The following is a 14,925-nucleotide window of genomic DNA, read 5'->3' as shown; positions in this document are numbered from 1 at the left end:
CCCTCACCCGTCCTTCGGGCACCCTCTCTCGCGTGCGGGAGAGGGGACCAGCAGGAGAGGGGACCAGCAGGAGAGGGGACCAGCAGGAGAGGGGACCAGCAGGAGAGGGAACTGCCGGGGGGAGGGGGGGCTAGGTGGGCGGCGCTCCCCGTAGACGAGGGCTTGCTCCCTTCCCCCGTGTACGGGGGAAGGTGCCCGAAGGGCGGATGGGGGCGGCCACCTCAGGCACGACCCAATCCTCCGGGCAGCTACAATGGGCGGCTTATGACCGCTGTCCTGCCGCTGCCGCAACCCCTGGCCGACCCCGCGCCGCGCGACCCGCGCCAGCGGTTGCAGCGTGAGCAGCTGCGCCTGGGCAAACGGCTGCAACGCCAGGTGGGCCAGGCGATCGCCGATTTCGGCATGATCGCCGCCGGCGACAAGATCATGGTGTGCCTGTCCGGCGGCAAGGACAGCTACACCTTGCTGGACATGCTGTTGCACCTGCAGCGCAAGGCGCCGGTGCCGTTCACCTTGGTGGCGGTGAATCTGGATCAGAAACAGCCGGACTTCCCCGCCCATGTGCTGCCGGCCTACCTGCGCGAGCTGGGCGTGCCATTCGACATCGTCGAGCAGGACACCTACTCGGTGGTCAGCCGGGTGATTCCGGCCGGCAAGACCATGTGTTCGTTGTGCTCGCGGCTGCGGCGCGGCGCGCTGTATGCCTATGCGCAAGCGCATGGGGTGACCAAGATCGCGCTCGGCCATCACCGCGACGACATCGTCGCCACGTTCTTCATGAATCTGTTTCACCACGCGCGGCTGGCCGCAATGGCGCCCAAGCTGCGCAGCGACGACGGTGCGCATGTGGTAATCCGCCCGCTGGCCTATGTGCGCGAGGCCGACATCGCCGAGTACGCGCAGGCGCGGCAATTTCCGATCATCCCGTGCAACCTGTGTGGCAGCCAGGAAAACCTGCAGCGCCAGCAGGTTGGCCGCATGCTGCAGCAGTGGGACCACGAGCAGCCCGGCCGGGTCGAGCAGATTGCGCGCGCGCTCGGCGACGTGCGCCCCGAGCAACTGGCCGACCGCACGCTGTTCGATTTTATGACTCTGGGCGGTGCGCCCGACACCGCCGCGTCCGCGCACGATTCCACCGCCTGGTTCGCCACTGGCGACACCACACACGACAGCGACTGACGCGCCCACCCGGTCGCCGTCGGTCTTCCACCTCCACGTTTCTCTTCTTCGGTCTTACGCATGTTCTTTCGCAATCTCACCCTGTTCCGTTTTCCCACCACGCTGAATTTTTCCGAGATCGAGACGCTGCTGCCGCAGGTGCAGCTCAAGCCGGTCGGCCCGCTGGAAATGAGTTCGCGCGGTTTCATTTCGCCATTCGGCCGCGACGAACAGGAAGTGCTCTCGCACCGCCTGGAAGAGTTCTTGTGGCTCACCATCGGTGGCGAGGACAAGATCCTGCCCGGCGCGGTGGTCAACGACCTGCTTGAACGCAAGGTCGCCGAGATCGAAGAGAAGGAAGGCCGCCGCCCCGGTGGCAAGGCCCGCAAGCGCCTCAAGGACGACCTGATCCATGAGCTGCTGCCGCGCGCCTTCGTCAAGAGCTCGCGCACCGACGCGATTCTGGATCTGCAAAACGGCTACATCGCGGTCAACACCTCCAGCCGCAAGAGCGGCGAGAACGTGATGAGCGAGATCCGCGGCGCGCTCGGCAGCTTCCCGGCGTTGCCGTTGAATGCCGAAGTCGCACCGCGCGCCATCCTCACCGGCTGGATCGCCGGCGAGCCGCTGCCCGAAGGCCTGAGCCTGGGCGAAGAGTGCGAAATGAAGGACCCTATCGAAGGCGGCGCGGTGGTCAAGTGCCAGCATCAGGAACTGCGCGGCGACGAGATCGACAAGCATCTGGAGGCCGGCAAGCAGGTCACCAAGCTGGCGTTGGTGCTGGACGACAATCTGTCGTTCGTGCTCGGCGACGATCTGGTGATCCGCAAGCTCAAGTTCCTCGACGGCGCGCTGGACCAGCTCGAACACAGCGACGACGATGGCGCACGTGCCGAACTCGATGCGCGCTTTGCGCTGATGAGCGCGGAAATCCGCCGGTTGTTCCTGCTGCTGGAAACCGCGCTGAAGTTGAGCAAGGCGGAGTAATCCGTACGACGCCAGCCGCAGTTGTCAGCGCGGCTGGCGTCGCATCCCAGCGTGCGGCGGATGCCTCGCTTACCGGTTCGCACTGCGTGGCACGCACCGCGTTGACCGCACCGCGTGCGCATCCGGTGCCTGGCATTCTGCGCTGCAGGCGTGTCATGCAGACGGGCAGTCACGGTGTCCACATCGCGTCCGATGCAGGCAGTCATCCGGCCTCACGCACGCATCCATGCCAATGCCGCCGGCGTCTCACCACCTGACACATCGCAGCGCTATCCTGTGCCCATGTTCAAGCCCGTCCGCCGCCTGATTGCGCCGCCCTCGCAGGTTGTCCAACGCGACTGCGTGCGCGTGCAACTGGAAGGCCGTGAGATCGAGGTGCTGCGCGTGCGCGACTCACGCGCGCGGCGCATCAAACTCAGTGTCGACGAACGCGGTGCGCGGCTCACCTTGCCGCTGCGGGCCAGCCTGATCTCCGGCGAACGGTTTCTGCATGCGCATCTGGATTGGCTGAGCACGCAGTTGTCGCGGTACCAGCAGGTCGACGCGTTTCCTGCATTGGAGCGCGGTGTGCCCGGGCTGCTGCCGTTGCGTGGCGTCTTGCTGCCGCTGCACTGGCACGAAGGCCGTTACACGCGCATCGAAGTCGATGAGGCAGGCGCGCATTTCCACGTGCCGTCCCGATTGGGCGACGCCGGCCTGCGCCGCACGCTGAAGGAATTCTACGAAGCGCAGGCACGCGCCGACGTCGGCCGCTGGTTGCCCACGTATCTGCCCGGCTTGCCGCGCCCGCCCACGCGTCTGCGGCTCAAGGTGATGTCGTCGCAATGGGGCTCGCTCGCGCCGGATGGCTCGATGGCGCTGGACCTGGCGCTAGTCCTCGGGCGTCCGTCGGCGTTCGAATACGTGCTGGTGCACGAGCTCTGCCATCTGCTGCAGGCCAATCACTCGCCCGCCTTCTGGGCCGAAGTGGAACACCGCTTCCCCGCCTGGCGCGACGAGCGCAGCTACTTCCACGAACACGGCCGCCAACTCAAGGCGCAGCTACGGCGGTTGTTGCAGGGCGAGTGACGCAAACGTCGCTGCGGAAACTACGCCTGCCGCGGCGGCTGCAATCATCAGTACGCGTTTCGAATCCCGCAATGGCTCAGCAACAGGGCCGCCGCCTGCCGATCACGCGTGATGGCACGCTTGGTTAGCGCCACGCGTACGACGCAGCCCTGGCAAGTTGCCGGCAGGCCTGCGCTGACAACCACGCAAAGTGCGATGTCAGGGCACTCTCCGCTGCCGCCGCGCCTGCATCCAGCGTGCCACCCGACGTCCAGTGCTCGGCGTGACACGCCATTGACCACACCTGCTGCAACAGCAGGCGATCATCGGCAGTCAAGTGTGGTGTCGCGTGCACCGTGTCAAAAAACGTCCACGGCGCATTCCACACAGCGAAGGATTCAGTCGCAGTGACCACACGGATGGGATCTGCCATCGCGTCAGCTTATCTGCGTATCGCGCATGCCTGCATCACGGCTGCGGCAGCGTCGCCAAAAACCCATTGATCACCGCTGCCACCGCCTGCGGTGCTTCCATATGCACATGGTGGGTGCCCGGCAGCAGGTGCAGGCGGGCGTCCGGCACCATGGCCACACGGTGATCGCGCAGGGTGTCGGAGAAATACGGCTGCCCCGGCGTGGCGAAGATCGCCTGGGTGGGGCACACGATGGCGGCCAGCAACGCATCGATCTGCGCTTCGGTCATGCGGATGGCGGTGGGCAAGGTCAGGCGCGGGTCGGTGCACCAGCTGTAGCCGCCTTCGACCACGCGCAGGCCACGTTCCACCAGCAAGCGCGCCGCCGGCTCGGTGAGTTGATTGGCCATCATGCGTGCGCGCACCGGCGCGTCCATCGAGCTGAAGACGCGCAGCGGCCGCTGCGGCAGGGTACGGGTCGAGCGCACGGAGTCGCGCAGTCGTTCGGCGGTGCTTTCCACCGGTTCGGCCAGCGCACCCAGCGCTTCGATCGCCACCAAGGCCTCGATGCGCTCCGGCGCGGCGGCGGCCATCAGGCTGGCGACGCCGCCACCCAGCGAATGGCCCAACAACGTGAAACGGTCCCAACCCAATGCATCGGCCACCTGCAGCAGGTTATGAATTGCGCTGCTCAGCGTGTATTCCGCAGCCATCGGCAGCCACGCACTGTGGCCGTGACCGGGCAGGTCGAGCAGCACCAGATCCAGATCGGGTGCATGCAGATGCGCACTGAGCGGGACAAAACTGGCCGCGTTATCGAGCCAGCCGTGCAATGCCAGCACCCGGCGTGACCCGCGGTCTGTGTTGCGCAAGCCGGTGACACGCCCGATGGCCAGCTCGCACGCAAACGGCTCCAACCTCATGCGCGACGCGCCAATGCGGCCAGTGCCTGCGCGTGTGAAGTGGCAGCGTTGAGGCAGGGGATGTAGCTGAGCGTGGCGCCGCGTTCGGCCAGCGTTTCGGCAAAGCCCAGGGCCACTTCTTCCAGCGTCTCGATACAATCGGTGGCAAAGCCCGGGCACACCAGATCGAAGCTGCGCACGCCGCCTTCGGCCAGCGCCCACAGCGTCGGTTCGGCATACGGCTGCAGCCAGCGCTCGGCACCGAAGCGCGACTGGTAACCCATCTGCCACTCGTCCGGGCCCAGGCCCAACGCGGTCACGATTGCCTGCGCGCTGCGCTCGCATTGCTGCGGATATGGGTCGCCGGCATTGGCCACGCGTTGCGGCAGGCCGTGGAAGGAAAACATCAGCTTCTCGCTGCGCCCGTGTACCTGCCAGTGCGCGCGGATGGAATCGGCGATCGCCGCCACCCAGCCGGCGTCCTCGCAATACTCCTGGATCACGGTGACGTCGATCTCCGGTGCGCTGGGGCGCCACGCATCCACCACGTCCTGGATCGAGGCGGTGGTGGTGGTCGAATACTGCGGATACAGCGGCAACACCACGATGCGCTTGATGCCGCGCGCGCGCAGGGCATCGAGCGTCTTGCGCAAGGCCGGCTCGCCATAACGCATCGCCCATTCCACCTGCCAGTCGGGCATCGCATCCTTCAAGCCCTCGGCCAGGCGGCGGGTGTACACCGCCAGCGGCGAGCCGTCGGGCAGCCACACCTTGGCGTATTTTTCCGCCGACTTGGGTCCGCGGATTGGCAGGATCACCCCGTACAGCAGTGGCTTCCAGAACAGCGGCGGGATCGCGACCACCCGGCGGTCGCTGAGGAACTCGGCCAGGTAGCGGCGCACGGCCGGGGCGGTCGGCGATTCGGGGGTGCCGAGGTTGACGACCAGCAGGGCGGTATCGGAGGTGGTGTTCATGCACGCCATTCTGGCAGAGCCGGGCAGGACTGCCGAGGACAGCGCATCAATCGTCCCGATCTGCGCCGTCTTGGCGCCGGGTGCGCTCACCACCGATTCATTGCGCCAGCACTAACGTCGCGGCATTGCTATCTTTGACGGATCGTCCTTTGGAGCTTGTCATGCCTCGTTTGTCGCGTCTGGCCCTGTTGTTTTCGCTGACCTTCGCCGCCGGCCACGCCGTCGCCGGCCCGGAAGAGGACCAGCGTGCGCGTAACGCAGTGCGGGTGCTCAACGAGATCATGAAGATTCCCGAGCAGTCCATCCCGGACAAACTGCTCGACGAGGCGCGCGCCATCGTGGTCATTCCCGACACGCTCAAGGCCGGCCTGGTGATCGGCGGCCGCCGCGGCCACGGGTTGATGTCGATGAAGAACGCCGACGGCAGCTGGTCGCAGCCGGTGTTCGTCAAGCTCACCGGCGGCAGCATCGGCTTCCAGGCCGGCGTGCAGTCCTCCGACGTGGTGCTGGTGTTCCGCAACGACCGTAGCCTGGACAACATCGTCAACGGCAAGTTCACTCTCGGCGCCGATGCCGGCGTGGCCGCAGGCCCGGTGGGCCGCAACGCCGCCGCCGCCACCGATGGCCAGCTCAAGGCCGAAATCTGGTCGTGGTCGCGCGCCCGCGGCTTGTTCGCCGGCGTCGCGCTGGATGGTGCGGTGCTGCAGATCGACGATGCCGCCGACCTCAACGCGTACGGCGGCGGTGCCACCCCGCGCATGATCTTCGAAGGTCGCACCAACGAGCGCCCGTCCACCGACGTGATCGCCTTCCGCGACCGTCTGGAAGAGGTCACCTACACCGCGCGCGCCAATCGCAGCAGCGATGGCGACAGCGACGAGACCGCGCCGCCACCGCCGGCGCGCGCGCCTAGCGTGGCCCCGGCAGCGCAATCGGCCCCGCCGCCGCCGGCCAACGAGGCCAGCACGGTCCCGATGCAGCCCAGCACCACGCCGCCTCCGCAGCAGGGGTTCCAGTCGGTATCCGATGGCGAAATCCGCACCGAATCACTAGACGGCAACCGCTAAGCCGCTGTCATCCCCCTGCGCGGTGCGCTGGGGTATCCTGGGTCTTCCTTCTTTTCAGCAAGCGAGCAGATCATGGGCGGTTTCAGCATTTGGCACTGGCTGATCGTGCTGGTGATCGTGTTGCTGGTGTTCGGTACCAAGCGTCTCACCAGCGGTGCCAAGGATCTCGGCAGCGCGGTCAAGGAATTCAAGAAAGGCATGCACGACGAAGACAAGCCGGCCAGCAAGCTCGGCGACGAGTCCCGCACTGCCGAGCAGGCGCGTGAGGCGCAGGCCGAACGCGACCGCGACGCGCGCTGATCCGGAGCAGCGTCGGTGTTTGACATAGGTGTTGGCGAACTGACGCTCATTGCGATTGTCGCCTTGGTGGTGCTCGGCCCCGAGCGCCTGCCCAAGGCCGCGCGCTTTGCCGGCTTGTGGGTGCGCCGTGCGCGCATGCAGTGGGATTCGGTCAAGCAGGAGCTCGAACGCGAGCTGGAAGCCGACGAACTCAAGCGCAGCCTGCAGGACGTGCAGGCCTCGCTGCGCGAAGCCGAAGGGCAATTGCGCAACACCCAGCAGCAGGTCGAAGACGGTGCGCGCGGTCTGCATGAGCAGGCACGCGGCCTGCACGAGGAGGTCGGCCGCGATATCGACATCCGCACCAGCGCCACTCCGGTGGCCGCACCGCTGGAGCTGCCCGCCGATGCGCCGGTGGTGCTGGCGCCGGGCAGCGTGCAACCGCATACGCATGTGCCGGGGCCATCCCCGGTCATCGCCCAGGCGCAGCCGATTGCACCGGCGCCCCGGCAGACGCTGGTGCCGGCACCGCACGGCAGCCTGGCCTCCATGCCGGTGAACGCGCAGGGCGCGACCGCGCCAACGACCGCAACTAGCAGCACCCAGGAGAAGGCGCCTTGAGCCTGTTCGACGACGCACAGGCCGAAAGCAGTCTGATTGAGCACCTGGTCGAATTACGCGCCCGTCTGGTGCGCGCACTGATCGGCCTGGGCGTGGTGTTGCTGGCGCTGCTGCCGTTCTCGCGCGCGATCTACTCCTGGCTGGCCGCACCGTTGGTCTCGCAGCTGCCGCTGGGGCAGACCATCGTTGCGGTCAATCCGGCCGGCGCGTTCTTCGCCCCGCTCAAGCTCACCTTCTTCGTGGCGGTGTTCTTCAGCGTGCCGTGGCTGCTGTATCAGGCCTGGGCGTTCGTGGCCCCGGGCCTGTATCAGCGCGAGAAGAAACTGGCCTTTCCGTTGCTGGCTTCGGCGGTGGCGCTGTTCTACATCGGCTGCGCGTTTGCGTACTTCCTGGTGTTGCCGGCGGTGTTCCATTTCCTGACCACGTTCAAGCCGGACGTGATCGCGATTACTCCTGACGCCACCTCGTACCTGGACTTCGTGCTGGCGATCTTCTTCGCCTTCGGTGCCAGTTTCGAGTTGCCGGTGGCGTTGGTTATCCTGGTGCTGATGGGCTGGGTCACGCCCAAGCAGCTCAGCGAAGGCCGCGGCTACGCCATCGTCGGCATCTTCATCCTGGCCGCCGTACTCACCCCGCCAGACGTGGTCTCGCAGCTGATGCTGGCCATCCCCATGTGCCTGCTTTACGAGCTGGGCATCATCGCCTCGCGCGCTGTGGTGCCGAAGAGCGCTTAGTCTGCGCAAAGTCCCCGGGCTGGTTTGGGAATGCAGAGAACCGTATCAGAGCAGGTGTTCGAAACCTTCTGCGCGCACCATCGGCTGGACTGTCAGCGAATTGCCGAGACATCCACCCGCACGCCCGATTATCACGTGTGGCTTGGCAGCACGGTGGTTGCGGTGGAGATCAAGCAGATTGAGAGTACGCGCGGAATCGATCCGAATGGCGGATGGTCCAGGACGATCGGTTGGCACGTGCGCCAGAAGATTTCCGAGGCGCGGGCTCAGCTGCGTGTGGCTGCCAGTGCCGGTATGCCGACGGTGTTGCTGATTCACAACACCGTCGATCCGTTCCAGTTGTTCGGTACCGAACAACACGACTTCCTGAGCGCCATGTATGGCGAGCTGACAGTCCGCATCGATACGTCCGGCAAGGCGGCGAGTAGTCTCTACCACGGCCGTCATGCAGCCTTGAGAGAAAACGCCAATACGTCCTTCAGCGGCGTGGGGCACCTGCGCGCAACGCGCTCCGGTGCAGAGGTGACCTTTTACGAGAACGTGTTTGCTGCGCATGCACTGCCGTTCGGCGAGATACCCGACTGCATTGCGATCGTTCGCGTGGAACTCGACTAGACGGACTGACCGATCGAACATCGTAGGAGCGCACCCGGGCGCGATTGGCGTTCCTCGGAAAGCTTCATCGCGCCCAGGTGCGCTCCTACGGTTCTGCGGGATCGGGCGGCAATACATCCGGACGCGAGGGCGGCGGAGCTCGATCAGATGGGCCAACACTGCGCAGATCGATCGAATGTCGTAGGAGCGCACCCGGGCGCGACGGGCGTTACCGGGAAAGCCTCGTCGCGCCCAGGTGCGCTCCTACGGTTCTGCGGGATCGGGCGGCAATACATCCGGACGCGAGGGCGGCGTGGGCTCGATCAGGTGGACCGACACTGCGCAGACCGATCGAACGTCGTAGGAGCGCACCTGGGCGCGACGGGCGTTACCAGGAAGGCCTCGTCGCGCCCAGGTGAGCTCCTACGATCCTGAGGGATCAGGCGGCAAACACGTCCGGGCGCGAGGGCGGGGTGGGCTGTGCGGTGGCGCCTTCGTGGGTGAACATCTGCTTCCACGCGGCGTAGACCGAGCCGGCGAAGACCGGCATCAGCACCGCCATCAGCAGCAGCTGCGCCAGCCACATCGCTACGGTTTGCCCGGCCACCAGGCCGACGATCAGCGCGACGATCATCACCGCGAAATAGATCGCGAAAATGGCGATAAAGGCCAGCACGAAGAACACCAGCATCGCCGGCAGGTTGTGCAGGCTGGCGCGCAGGCTTTCGCGCAGCGCGTGGCCGCCGGTGCTGCGGTCGAACATCACCTGCGGCGGCATCACGAACAGCGCCAGCGTCATCGCCGCGAACGTGGCGATGGTCAGCAGCAGCCACAGCAGGATGCGCCCGGCCGGCAGGCTGGCGGCAAGCTGCTCGATCTGCACCGGGTCCGGCTGCGCGCCGGACTGGCTGATCTGGTTGATCTTGAGCATCACCTCGGACAACTGCTGCAACCCGTTGGCGCCAATCATCGCCAGTAGCAGCACGCCCAGCAGCAGGCCGGCGATCAGCTGCGGCAGCAGCGATACCAGCAGATGCGGCGCGCGGCCGTCCTGCAGGCCATGCAGCAGGTGCGATGGCTTGGCGATGCGGCCCTCGTCGACCTCACGGATCGCCCACAGCATGCCGCCCATGAACAACGGGCCGGCCAGCACCAGCAGGAATTGCAGTGCCGGGCCCAGCAGCGGCACCAGTACCGACAGCGACACCACCAGCGAGGCGGCCACGCTCCAGATCACTCCCAGCGAGCCAAGCGCCAGCGGCGCCCGCTTCAGCAGCGAGAAACCGGTCAACAGCCATTCTGCGCCGGCAGACGCCGGCACCTTGCGAATTTCGCTCATTCCCATTCCGGATCGATACGCACCGGACCATCCGGCGTAACGCGATTATCGCTGCTTTTGCGTGTGCGCGGCGGGATGAGCGTTCACTGTTTGCAGGCCGCGGGCGTGATGCACGAACCGGCGCAGCAGCTTGCGGGCGACCGGGGCGGCGGTGACCTCGCGGGCGACCGTGCGGGCGCAGTGGCCGTGGCGGGCAATGCACTCGGCACGCGCGCGCACGTAGCCGCGCATATGGTGGGTGGCGAACTCCGGGTGGAACTGCACGCCCCAGGTGGCGCGGCCCCAGCGAAAGGCGTGGCAGCGGTCCTGACGCGAATGCGCCAGCACGATGGCACCGTCCGGCGCGCGCACGACCGTCTGCAGGTGGGTGGCATGGGCCGGGAACTGCGCCGGTAGGCCTGCAAACAACGGGTCCTGTTCGGCCGGCGGGTGCAGCTCCAGCGCGATGGTGCCGGACTCGCGGCCGGCCGGGTTGTAGTCGACTTCGCCGCCCAGCGCGTGGGCCAGCAGCTGATGGCCGTAGCAGATGCCCAGCAACGGCTTGCCGTCATGGGCGGCGTCGCGCAGCCAGTGGGCACTGCGCTCGCTCCAGTCGGCACGGTCGGTGACGAAGGCGGCCGAGCCGCTGATGATGATGCCGGCAAAGCGGCCGCGGTCCGGCAGGTCGTCGCCATTGGCGACATCGATCACCACGGTTTCGTGTTCGGCCAGCCCGGCCGCCACGCGGATCCAGTGCGGAAAGCGGCCGTATCGCTTCATCTCCGGCACAGGGTGACCGGTTTCGATGATCAGGAACGGCAAAACGGACATGCGCGACAACCCGGACACGACAGATGCCCCCGATTGTAGGCGGCAGTGGCGCGTTTTTTTCAAGCCAGGACCCACTGCGGACGCTGTGCGTGATTGCCGATTGCCATGTGCTGATGCCCTCGCGGACGGGTAGATGGAATGGCGATGGTGGTGGCTGGCGGCCATCGCACATCATCGATATCGGCAGGCAGGCCCACGACTGGATTGCCGCAGCGTCATCGCCTTTGCACTTGGAGCATGCCGTGGGGCGCTTGAACGGGAGACGGACGGGGCGCTGCAAGGCGCAGCCCTGGGTGTTTCAGCGCGTTGGTCAGCGGCATGGTCGGCCCGTCCCGATCTTGGCAGGCCGGCAGGCGGAGCATGATTGGACCGCCGCAGCCTACTCAAGCCTGCCGTCGGAGCATGTCTTGGGGCGCTCACACGCGCTGCAACCATGGCGCTGCACTCCTCAGCGCCATGGTTGCAGCGCGTTCTTCAGCGAAGTGATCGGGCGATACCGATGATCGGCGGCAGCACACGACTGGACCGCTGCAGCGCCCTCAGCGTGGTAGTCGGAGCGTGCCTTGGGCGCTAGGAACGGGACAGCGACGGAGTGTTGTCACGTCTGCTCCCAGGGCGTGGCAGCGTCTTCGCCAGCGATGTGCGTCGGGGCTGTAACGGGTGTCGGCCAGTTTTTGTGTAGGGGCTCGTTCTTGCTGGTTGAGTGCCGTGGCCTAAACGCCCTCACACCAGGTGGCGGTCATGCGTGAGTGCGGTTAGCAGAGTGCATATCCGCATGCGGGATGCCGCGTCCTCGGCTCGGGCGGGCACATCAATGCCGCCGTCGGTCTGCCCAGGATCGGCGCAGCTGCCCCCGAACATGCACAAACGACCTGCGTCGCTGGCGATATGCCGCGTCCTCACGCTCGCACGTGCCCATCAATGCCGCCGTCGGTCTGCCCAGGATCGGCGCAGCTGCTCCCGAACATGCACAAACGACCTGCGTCGCTGGCGATCACCCGCCTATTCGCGCGGCGGCAGTACCGACAGCACTTCTTCGATGGTGGTCAGGCCGGCGGCGACCTTTTCCAGCCCGGTGCGACGCAGGGTGCGCAGGCCGTCGCCGCGGGCGGCCTGGCTGAAGCTGGCCAGGTCGGTGTCGGCGCGGATCAGGCTGCGCAACCGCGGGCTCACCGGCAGCAATTCGTATAGACCGACGCGGCCCAGATAGCCGGTGCGGCGGCATTCCAGGCAGCCGACCGGGGCGTGCACATTGAGCGTCTCCGGCAGCGCTTCGCCCGGTTCGCGGATCGCCGCCCAGTCGTCGTCGCTGAGCGTGTGCGGGCGCTTGCAGTGCACGCACAGCGTGCGCACCAGGCGCTGTGCCAGCACGCCGTTGAGCGTGGAGGCCACCAAGTAATGCGGCACGCCCAGATCCAGCAGACGGGTGATCGCCGACGCCGCATCGTTGGTGTGCAGCGTGGACAGCACCAGATGCCCGGTGAGCGAGGCCTGCACCGCCATCTGCGCGGTTTCCAGGTCGCGGATTTCGCCGATCATGATGATGTCCGGGTCCTGCCGCAGCAGCGTGCGCACGCCGCTGGCGAAATCCAGGTCGATGTTCTGCTGGACCTGCATCTGGTTGAATTCTGGCGCGATCATTTCGATCGGGTCTTCCACGCTGCACACATTTACATCCGGTGTGGCCAGGCGCTTGAGCGTGGAATACAGCGTGGTGGTCTTGCCCGAGCCGGTGGGGCCGGTCACCAGCACGATGCCGTGCGGGCGCTCGACCAGCGCGCTCCAGCCGGCGGCTTCTTCGGGGCTGAAACCCAGTTGCTCGATGCTCTTGAACGCCGAATCCGGGTCGAAGATACGCATCACGCATTTTTCGCCGAACGCGGTGGGCATCGTCGACAGACGCATTTCCACCTCGCGCCCACCGGGCGAGCGGGTCTTGATGCGGCCGTCCTGGGGGCGGCGGCGCTCGGCCAGGTCCATGCGGCCGAGCACCTTGATGCGGCTGACCACGGCGGTCATCACCGACGGCGGTACTTCCAGCACCTTGTGCAGCACGCCGTCGATGCGGAAGCGCATGCGCCCGGCTTCGCGGCGCGGCTCCAGATGGATGTCGCTGGCCCGCTGCTCGTAGGCGTATTGCAGCAGCCAGTCGACGATATGCACGATGTGATGATCGTCGGCATTGACGTCGCCGGCGCGGCCCAGTTCCACCAGTTGTTCGAAGCTGGGCAGGCCCGCTCCCGGCTCGGCACTGCGCGCATCGCCACGCGCGCCACGCACCGATTGGGTCACGCCGAAGAACTCCATCGTGTAGCGATGCAGGTCCAGCGGGTTGATCAGCGCCAGCTCGATGCGGCGGCGGCTCAGGTGCTGCACGTCGGCCAGCCACTCCAGCGCCAGCGGCTCACTGGTGGCGATCAGCACGCGCTCGGCATCCAGTGCCAGCGGCAGGATGCGGTGGCGGCGCGCGTAGGCATGCGAGACCACGCCGGTGACGGCGGCCACATCGATGCGGGTGGGGTCGATACGCAGATAGCGCAGCCCGGTGCGGGTGGCCATCCATTCGGTGAGCCGCTCCAGGCCCAGCTCGCCGGCTGGCGCCTGCGCGGCATGCAGCTTGAGGTTGGCCAGCAGCACCAGCGGATGCACTTCGCTGGCGTTGCGCACGCCGGCGGCGGAGAACTGCACGCGTTCGTGTTCGTGCGGTACCACCATGCCATCGGCAAGCAATGCAGCAGCCACCGGGTCGAACATCAGCCGGCCGCGCGGCAGGATCGTCGCTGCGCTGTCCGGGTCGGCGTTGCGCCGCTGTTCCATGCTGGTGGTTCCCCTGCCGCGATGCTCCCGCGGCAAAGCGCTGCGGGTGGGCCGGTATACTAGCGCACCCCTTTCGCACGGCCCCTGCTGCATGTCCGATTCCCGCCGCGTTCCAATCACGTTCCAGGGCCTGATCCAGACTCTCAACCAGTACTGGGCCGATCAGGGCTGCGTGCTGATCCAGCCGCTGGACCTGGAAGTGGGTGCGGGCACGTTCCACCCGGCCACCTTCCTGCGCGCGCTGGGCCCGGAGCCGTGGAATGCGGCCTACGTGCAGCCCTCGCGCCGTCCCACCGACGGCCGCTACGGCGAAAATCCCAACCGGCTGCAGCGGTACTACCAGTACCAGGTGGCGATGAAGCCCAACCCGGACAACATCCAGGACCTGTACCTGGGCTCGCTCAAGGCGCTGGGTATCGACCCGCTGGTGCACGACCTGCGCTTTGTCGAAGACAACTGGGAATCGCCCACGCTCGGCGCCTGGGGCCTGGGCTGGGAAGTCTGGCTCAACGGCATGGAGGTGACCCAGTTCACTTATTTCCAGCAGGCCGGCGGGCTGGAGTGCAAGCCGGTGCTCGGCGAGATCACCTACGGCCTGGAACGGCTGTGCATGTATCTGCAGAGCTGCGACAACGTCTACGACCTGGTGTGGACCTACGGCCCGGACGGCAGCCCGGTGAGCTATGGCGATGTCTACCACCAGAACGAAGTGGAGCAGAGCGCCTACAACTTCGAGCATGCCAATGTGGAAGAGCTGTTCCACCGCTTCGATGCCTGCGAAGCCGAGGCCAAGCACCTGATCGAGGTCGGCCTGCCGCTGCCGGCGTATGAGCAGGTGACCAAGGCCAGCCACGCGTTCAACCTGCTGGATGCGCGCCGCGCGATCAGTGTGACCGAGCGCCAGCGCTACATCCTGCGCGTGCGCGCGCTGGCCCAGGGCGTGGCGCAGGCGTATCACGCGCAGCGCGAGAAGCTGGGGTTTCCTGGCGTCAAACGCTGATGCTGTTGCCTTCCCCCGCTGGCGGGGGAAGGTGGCCGTAGGGCGGATGGGGGCAGCATGCCTTCGCCGCCGTCTTACACCCCTCATCCGGCGCATCGCGCCACCTTCTCCCGCTTGCGGGGGAAGGACATCATCAAGCCACCTTTCGTCGGTTGACGAACGAAGGGAAAACCAAGGTCCGACG

At 66.6% G+C, this 14,925-nt stretch carries 14 protein-coding genes; 9 read left to right on the top strand and 5 right to left on the bottom strand.

Annotated features, from left to right (window positions below; all coding sequences use genetic code 11):
- Positions 1-264: 264 nt before the first annotated feature.
- The 3 genes from ttcA to ABQU90_RS22025 all read left to right on the top strand — a co-directional run bounded on the left by ttcA (position 265) and on the right by ABQU90_RS22025 (position 3,213).
- Positions 265-1,179, top strand: a complete 915-nt coding sequence (gene ttcA, locus ABQU90_RS22035) for a tRNA 2-thiocytidine(32) synthetase TtcA (protein WP_323523294.1) — start codon at positions 265-267, stop codon at positions 1,177-1,179.
- Positions 1,180-1,239: 60 nt separating this feature from the next.
- The gene (locus tag ABQU90_RS22030) at positions 1,240-2,145 is read left to right on the top strand and encodes a recombination-associated protein RdgC (RefSeq protein ID WP_055846659.1); all 906 of its coding nucleotides are present in this window, start codon (positions 1,240-1,242) and stop codon (positions 2,143-2,145) included.
- Positions 2,146-2,427: 282 nt separating this feature from the next.
- Positions 2,428-3,213, top strand: a complete 786-nt coding sequence (locus ABQU90_RS22025) for a YgjP family zinc-dependent metalloprotease (protein ID WP_115529304.1) — start codon at positions 2,428-2,430, stop codon at positions 3,211-3,213.
- 447 nt (positions 3,214-3,660) lie between these two features.
- Here the strand turns inward: ABQU90_RS22025 and ABQU90_RS22020 are convergent, their stop codons facing one another.
- Together ABQU90_RS22020 and hemH are read right to left on the bottom strand one after the other, a co-directional pair.
- Positions 3,661-4,527, bottom strand: coding sequence for an alpha/beta fold hydrolase (locus ABQU90_RS22020; RefSeq protein WP_311240651.1), 867 nt, complete (start codon positions 4,525-4,527; stop codon positions 3,661-3,663).
- The gene (hemH, locus tag ABQU90_RS22015) at positions 4,524-5,489 is read right to left on the bottom strand and encodes a ferrochelatase (protein ID WP_323523331.1); all 966 of its coding nucleotides are present in this window, start codon (positions 5,487-5,489) and stop codon (positions 4,524-4,526) included. The genes ABQU90_RS22020 and hemH overlap by 4 nt, the downstream gene beginning before the upstream one ends.
- A 152-nt stretch (positions 5,490-5,641) precedes the next feature.
- Here hemH and ABQU90_RS22010 point away from each other — a divergent pair, with 152 nt between their 5' ends.
- The 5 genes from ABQU90_RS22010 (at position 5,642) to ABQU90_RS21990 (ending at position 8,796) form a co-directional block, all read left to right on the top strand.
- A complete protein-coding gene (locus ABQU90_RS22010) occupies positions 5,642-6,547 on the top strand; it encodes a lipid-binding SYLF domain-containing protein (protein WP_323523295.1) in 906 nt (301 codons plus the stop codon).
- A gap of 72 nt (positions 6,548-6,619) precedes the next feature.
- Positions 6,620-6,847 carry a Sec-independent protein translocase subunit TatA gene (gene tatA, locus ABQU90_RS22005; protein ID WP_055846673.1) on the top strand — a complete coding sequence of 76 codons (228 nt, stop codon included), beginning with the start codon at positions 6,620-6,622 and terminating at the stop codon, positions 6,845-6,847.
- Positions 6,848-6,862: 15 nt separating this feature from the next.
- On the top strand, positions 6,863-7,447 hold the full coding sequence (gene tatB / locus ABQU90_RS22000) for a Sec-independent protein translocase protein TatB (protein ID WP_323523296.1): 585 nt from the start codon (positions 6,863-6,865) through the stop codon (positions 7,445-7,447).
- Positions 7,444-8,181: a twin-arginine translocase subunit TatC gene (gene tatC, locus ABQU90_RS21995; RefSeq protein WP_055846680.1), complete on the top strand. Its 738-nt coding sequence runs from the start codon at positions 7,444-7,446 to the stop codon at positions 8,179-8,181. The genes tatB and tatC overlap by 4 nt, the downstream gene beginning before the upstream one ends.
- A gap of 30 nt (positions 8,182-8,211) precedes the next feature.
- Complete coding sequence (locus tag ABQU90_RS21990; RefSeq protein ID WP_349780893.1) at positions 8,212-8,796, top strand: hypothetical protein; 585 nt, start codon at positions 8,212-8,214, stop codon at positions 8,794-8,796.
- A 418-nt stretch (positions 8,797-9,214) separates the two neighbouring features.
- Here ABQU90_RS21990 and ABQU90_RS21985 read toward each other — a convergent pair whose 3' ends face one another.
- From ABQU90_RS21985 to ABQU90_RS21975, 3 genes are all read right to left on the bottom strand, one after another.
- Positions 9,215-10,114 (bottom strand): BPSS1780 family membrane protein, encoded by a 900-nt coding sequence (locus ABQU90_RS21985; RefSeq protein WP_115514316.1) that lies wholly within the window; start codon positions 10,112-10,114, stop codon positions 9,215-9,217.
- Between the two features lie 45 nt (positions 10,115-10,159).
- Positions 10,160-10,924 carry a glutamine amidotransferase gene (locus tag ABQU90_RS21980; RefSeq protein ID WP_323523298.1) on the bottom strand — a complete coding sequence of 255 codons (765 nt, stop codon included), beginning with the start codon at positions 10,922-10,924 and terminating at the stop codon, positions 10,160-10,162.
- Positions 10,925-11,926: 1,002 nt separating this feature from the next.
- On the bottom strand, positions 11,927-13,741 hold the full coding sequence (locus ABQU90_RS21975) for a GspE/PulE family protein (RefSeq protein ID WP_055846689.1): 1,815 nt from the start codon (positions 13,739-13,741) through the stop codon (positions 11,927-11,929).
- 91 nt (positions 13,742-13,832) lie between these two features.
- Here ABQU90_RS21975 and glyQ point away from each other — a divergent pair, with 91 nt between their 5' ends.
- Positions 13,833-14,741 (top strand): glycine--tRNA ligase subunit alpha, encoded by a 909-nt coding sequence (gene glyQ / locus ABQU90_RS21970; protein ID WP_055846691.1) that lies wholly within the window; start codon positions 13,833-13,835, stop codon positions 14,739-14,741.
- Positions 14,742-14,925: the final 184 nt, after the last annotated feature.

The sequence above is a fragment of the Xanthomonas sp. WHRI 10207 genome, from assembly GCF_040202975.1.
In the GTDB taxonomy this organism is placed as follows: Bacteria; Pseudomonadota; Gammaproteobacteria; order Xanthomonadales; family Xanthomonadaceae; genus Xanthomonas.
This window is presented reverse-complemented; position numbering and strand designations above follow the sequence as displayed.

Coding starts and splice junctions, on each gene's coding strand:
- ABQU90_RS21980 (WP_323523298.1), bottom strand. CDS start 10,924: ATGTCCGTTTTGCCGTTCCTGATCATCGAAACCGGTCACCCTGTGCCG.
- ABQU90_RS22030 (WP_055846659.1), top strand. CDS start 1,240: ATGTTCTTTCGCAATCTCACCCTGTTCCGTTTTCCCACCACGCTGAAT.
- ABQU90_RS21985 (WP_115514316.1), bottom strand. CDS start 10,114: ATGAGCGAAATTCGCAAGGTGCCGGCGTCTGCCGGCGCAGAATGGCTG.
- hemH (WP_323523331.1), bottom strand. CDS start 5,489: ATGGCGTGCATGAACACCACCTCCGATACCGCCCTGCTGGTCGTCAAC.
- ABQU90_RS21990 (WP_349780893.1), top strand. CDS start 8,212: ATGCAGAGAACCGTATCAGAGCAGGTGTTCGAAACCTTCTGCGCGCAC.
- ABQU90_RS22020 (WP_311240651.1), bottom strand. CDS start 4,527: ATGAGGTTGGAGCCGTTTGCGTGCGAGCTGGCCATCGGGCGTGTCACC.
- glyQ (WP_055846691.1), top strand. CDS start 13,833: ATGTCCGATTCCCGCCGCGTTCCAATCACGTTCCAGGGCCTGATCCAG.
- ABQU90_RS22010 (WP_323523295.1), top strand. CDS start 5,642: ATGCCTCGTTTGTCGCGTCTGGCCCTGTTGTTTTCGCTGACCTTCGCC.
- ABQU90_RS21975 (WP_055846689.1), bottom strand. CDS start 13,741: ATGGAACAGCGGCGCAACGCCGACCCGGACAGCGCAGCGACGATCCTG.
- tatA (WP_055846673.1), top strand. CDS start 6,620: ATGGGCGGTTTCAGCATTTGGCACTGGCTGATCGTGCTGGTGATCGTG.
- ABQU90_RS22025 (WP_115529304.1), top strand. CDS start 2,428: ATGTTCAAGCCCGTCCGCCGCCTGATTGCGCCGCCCTCGCAGGTTGTC.
- ttcA (WP_323523294.1), top strand. CDS start 265: ATGACCGCTGTCCTGCCGCTGCCGCAACCCCTGGCCGACCCCGCGCCG.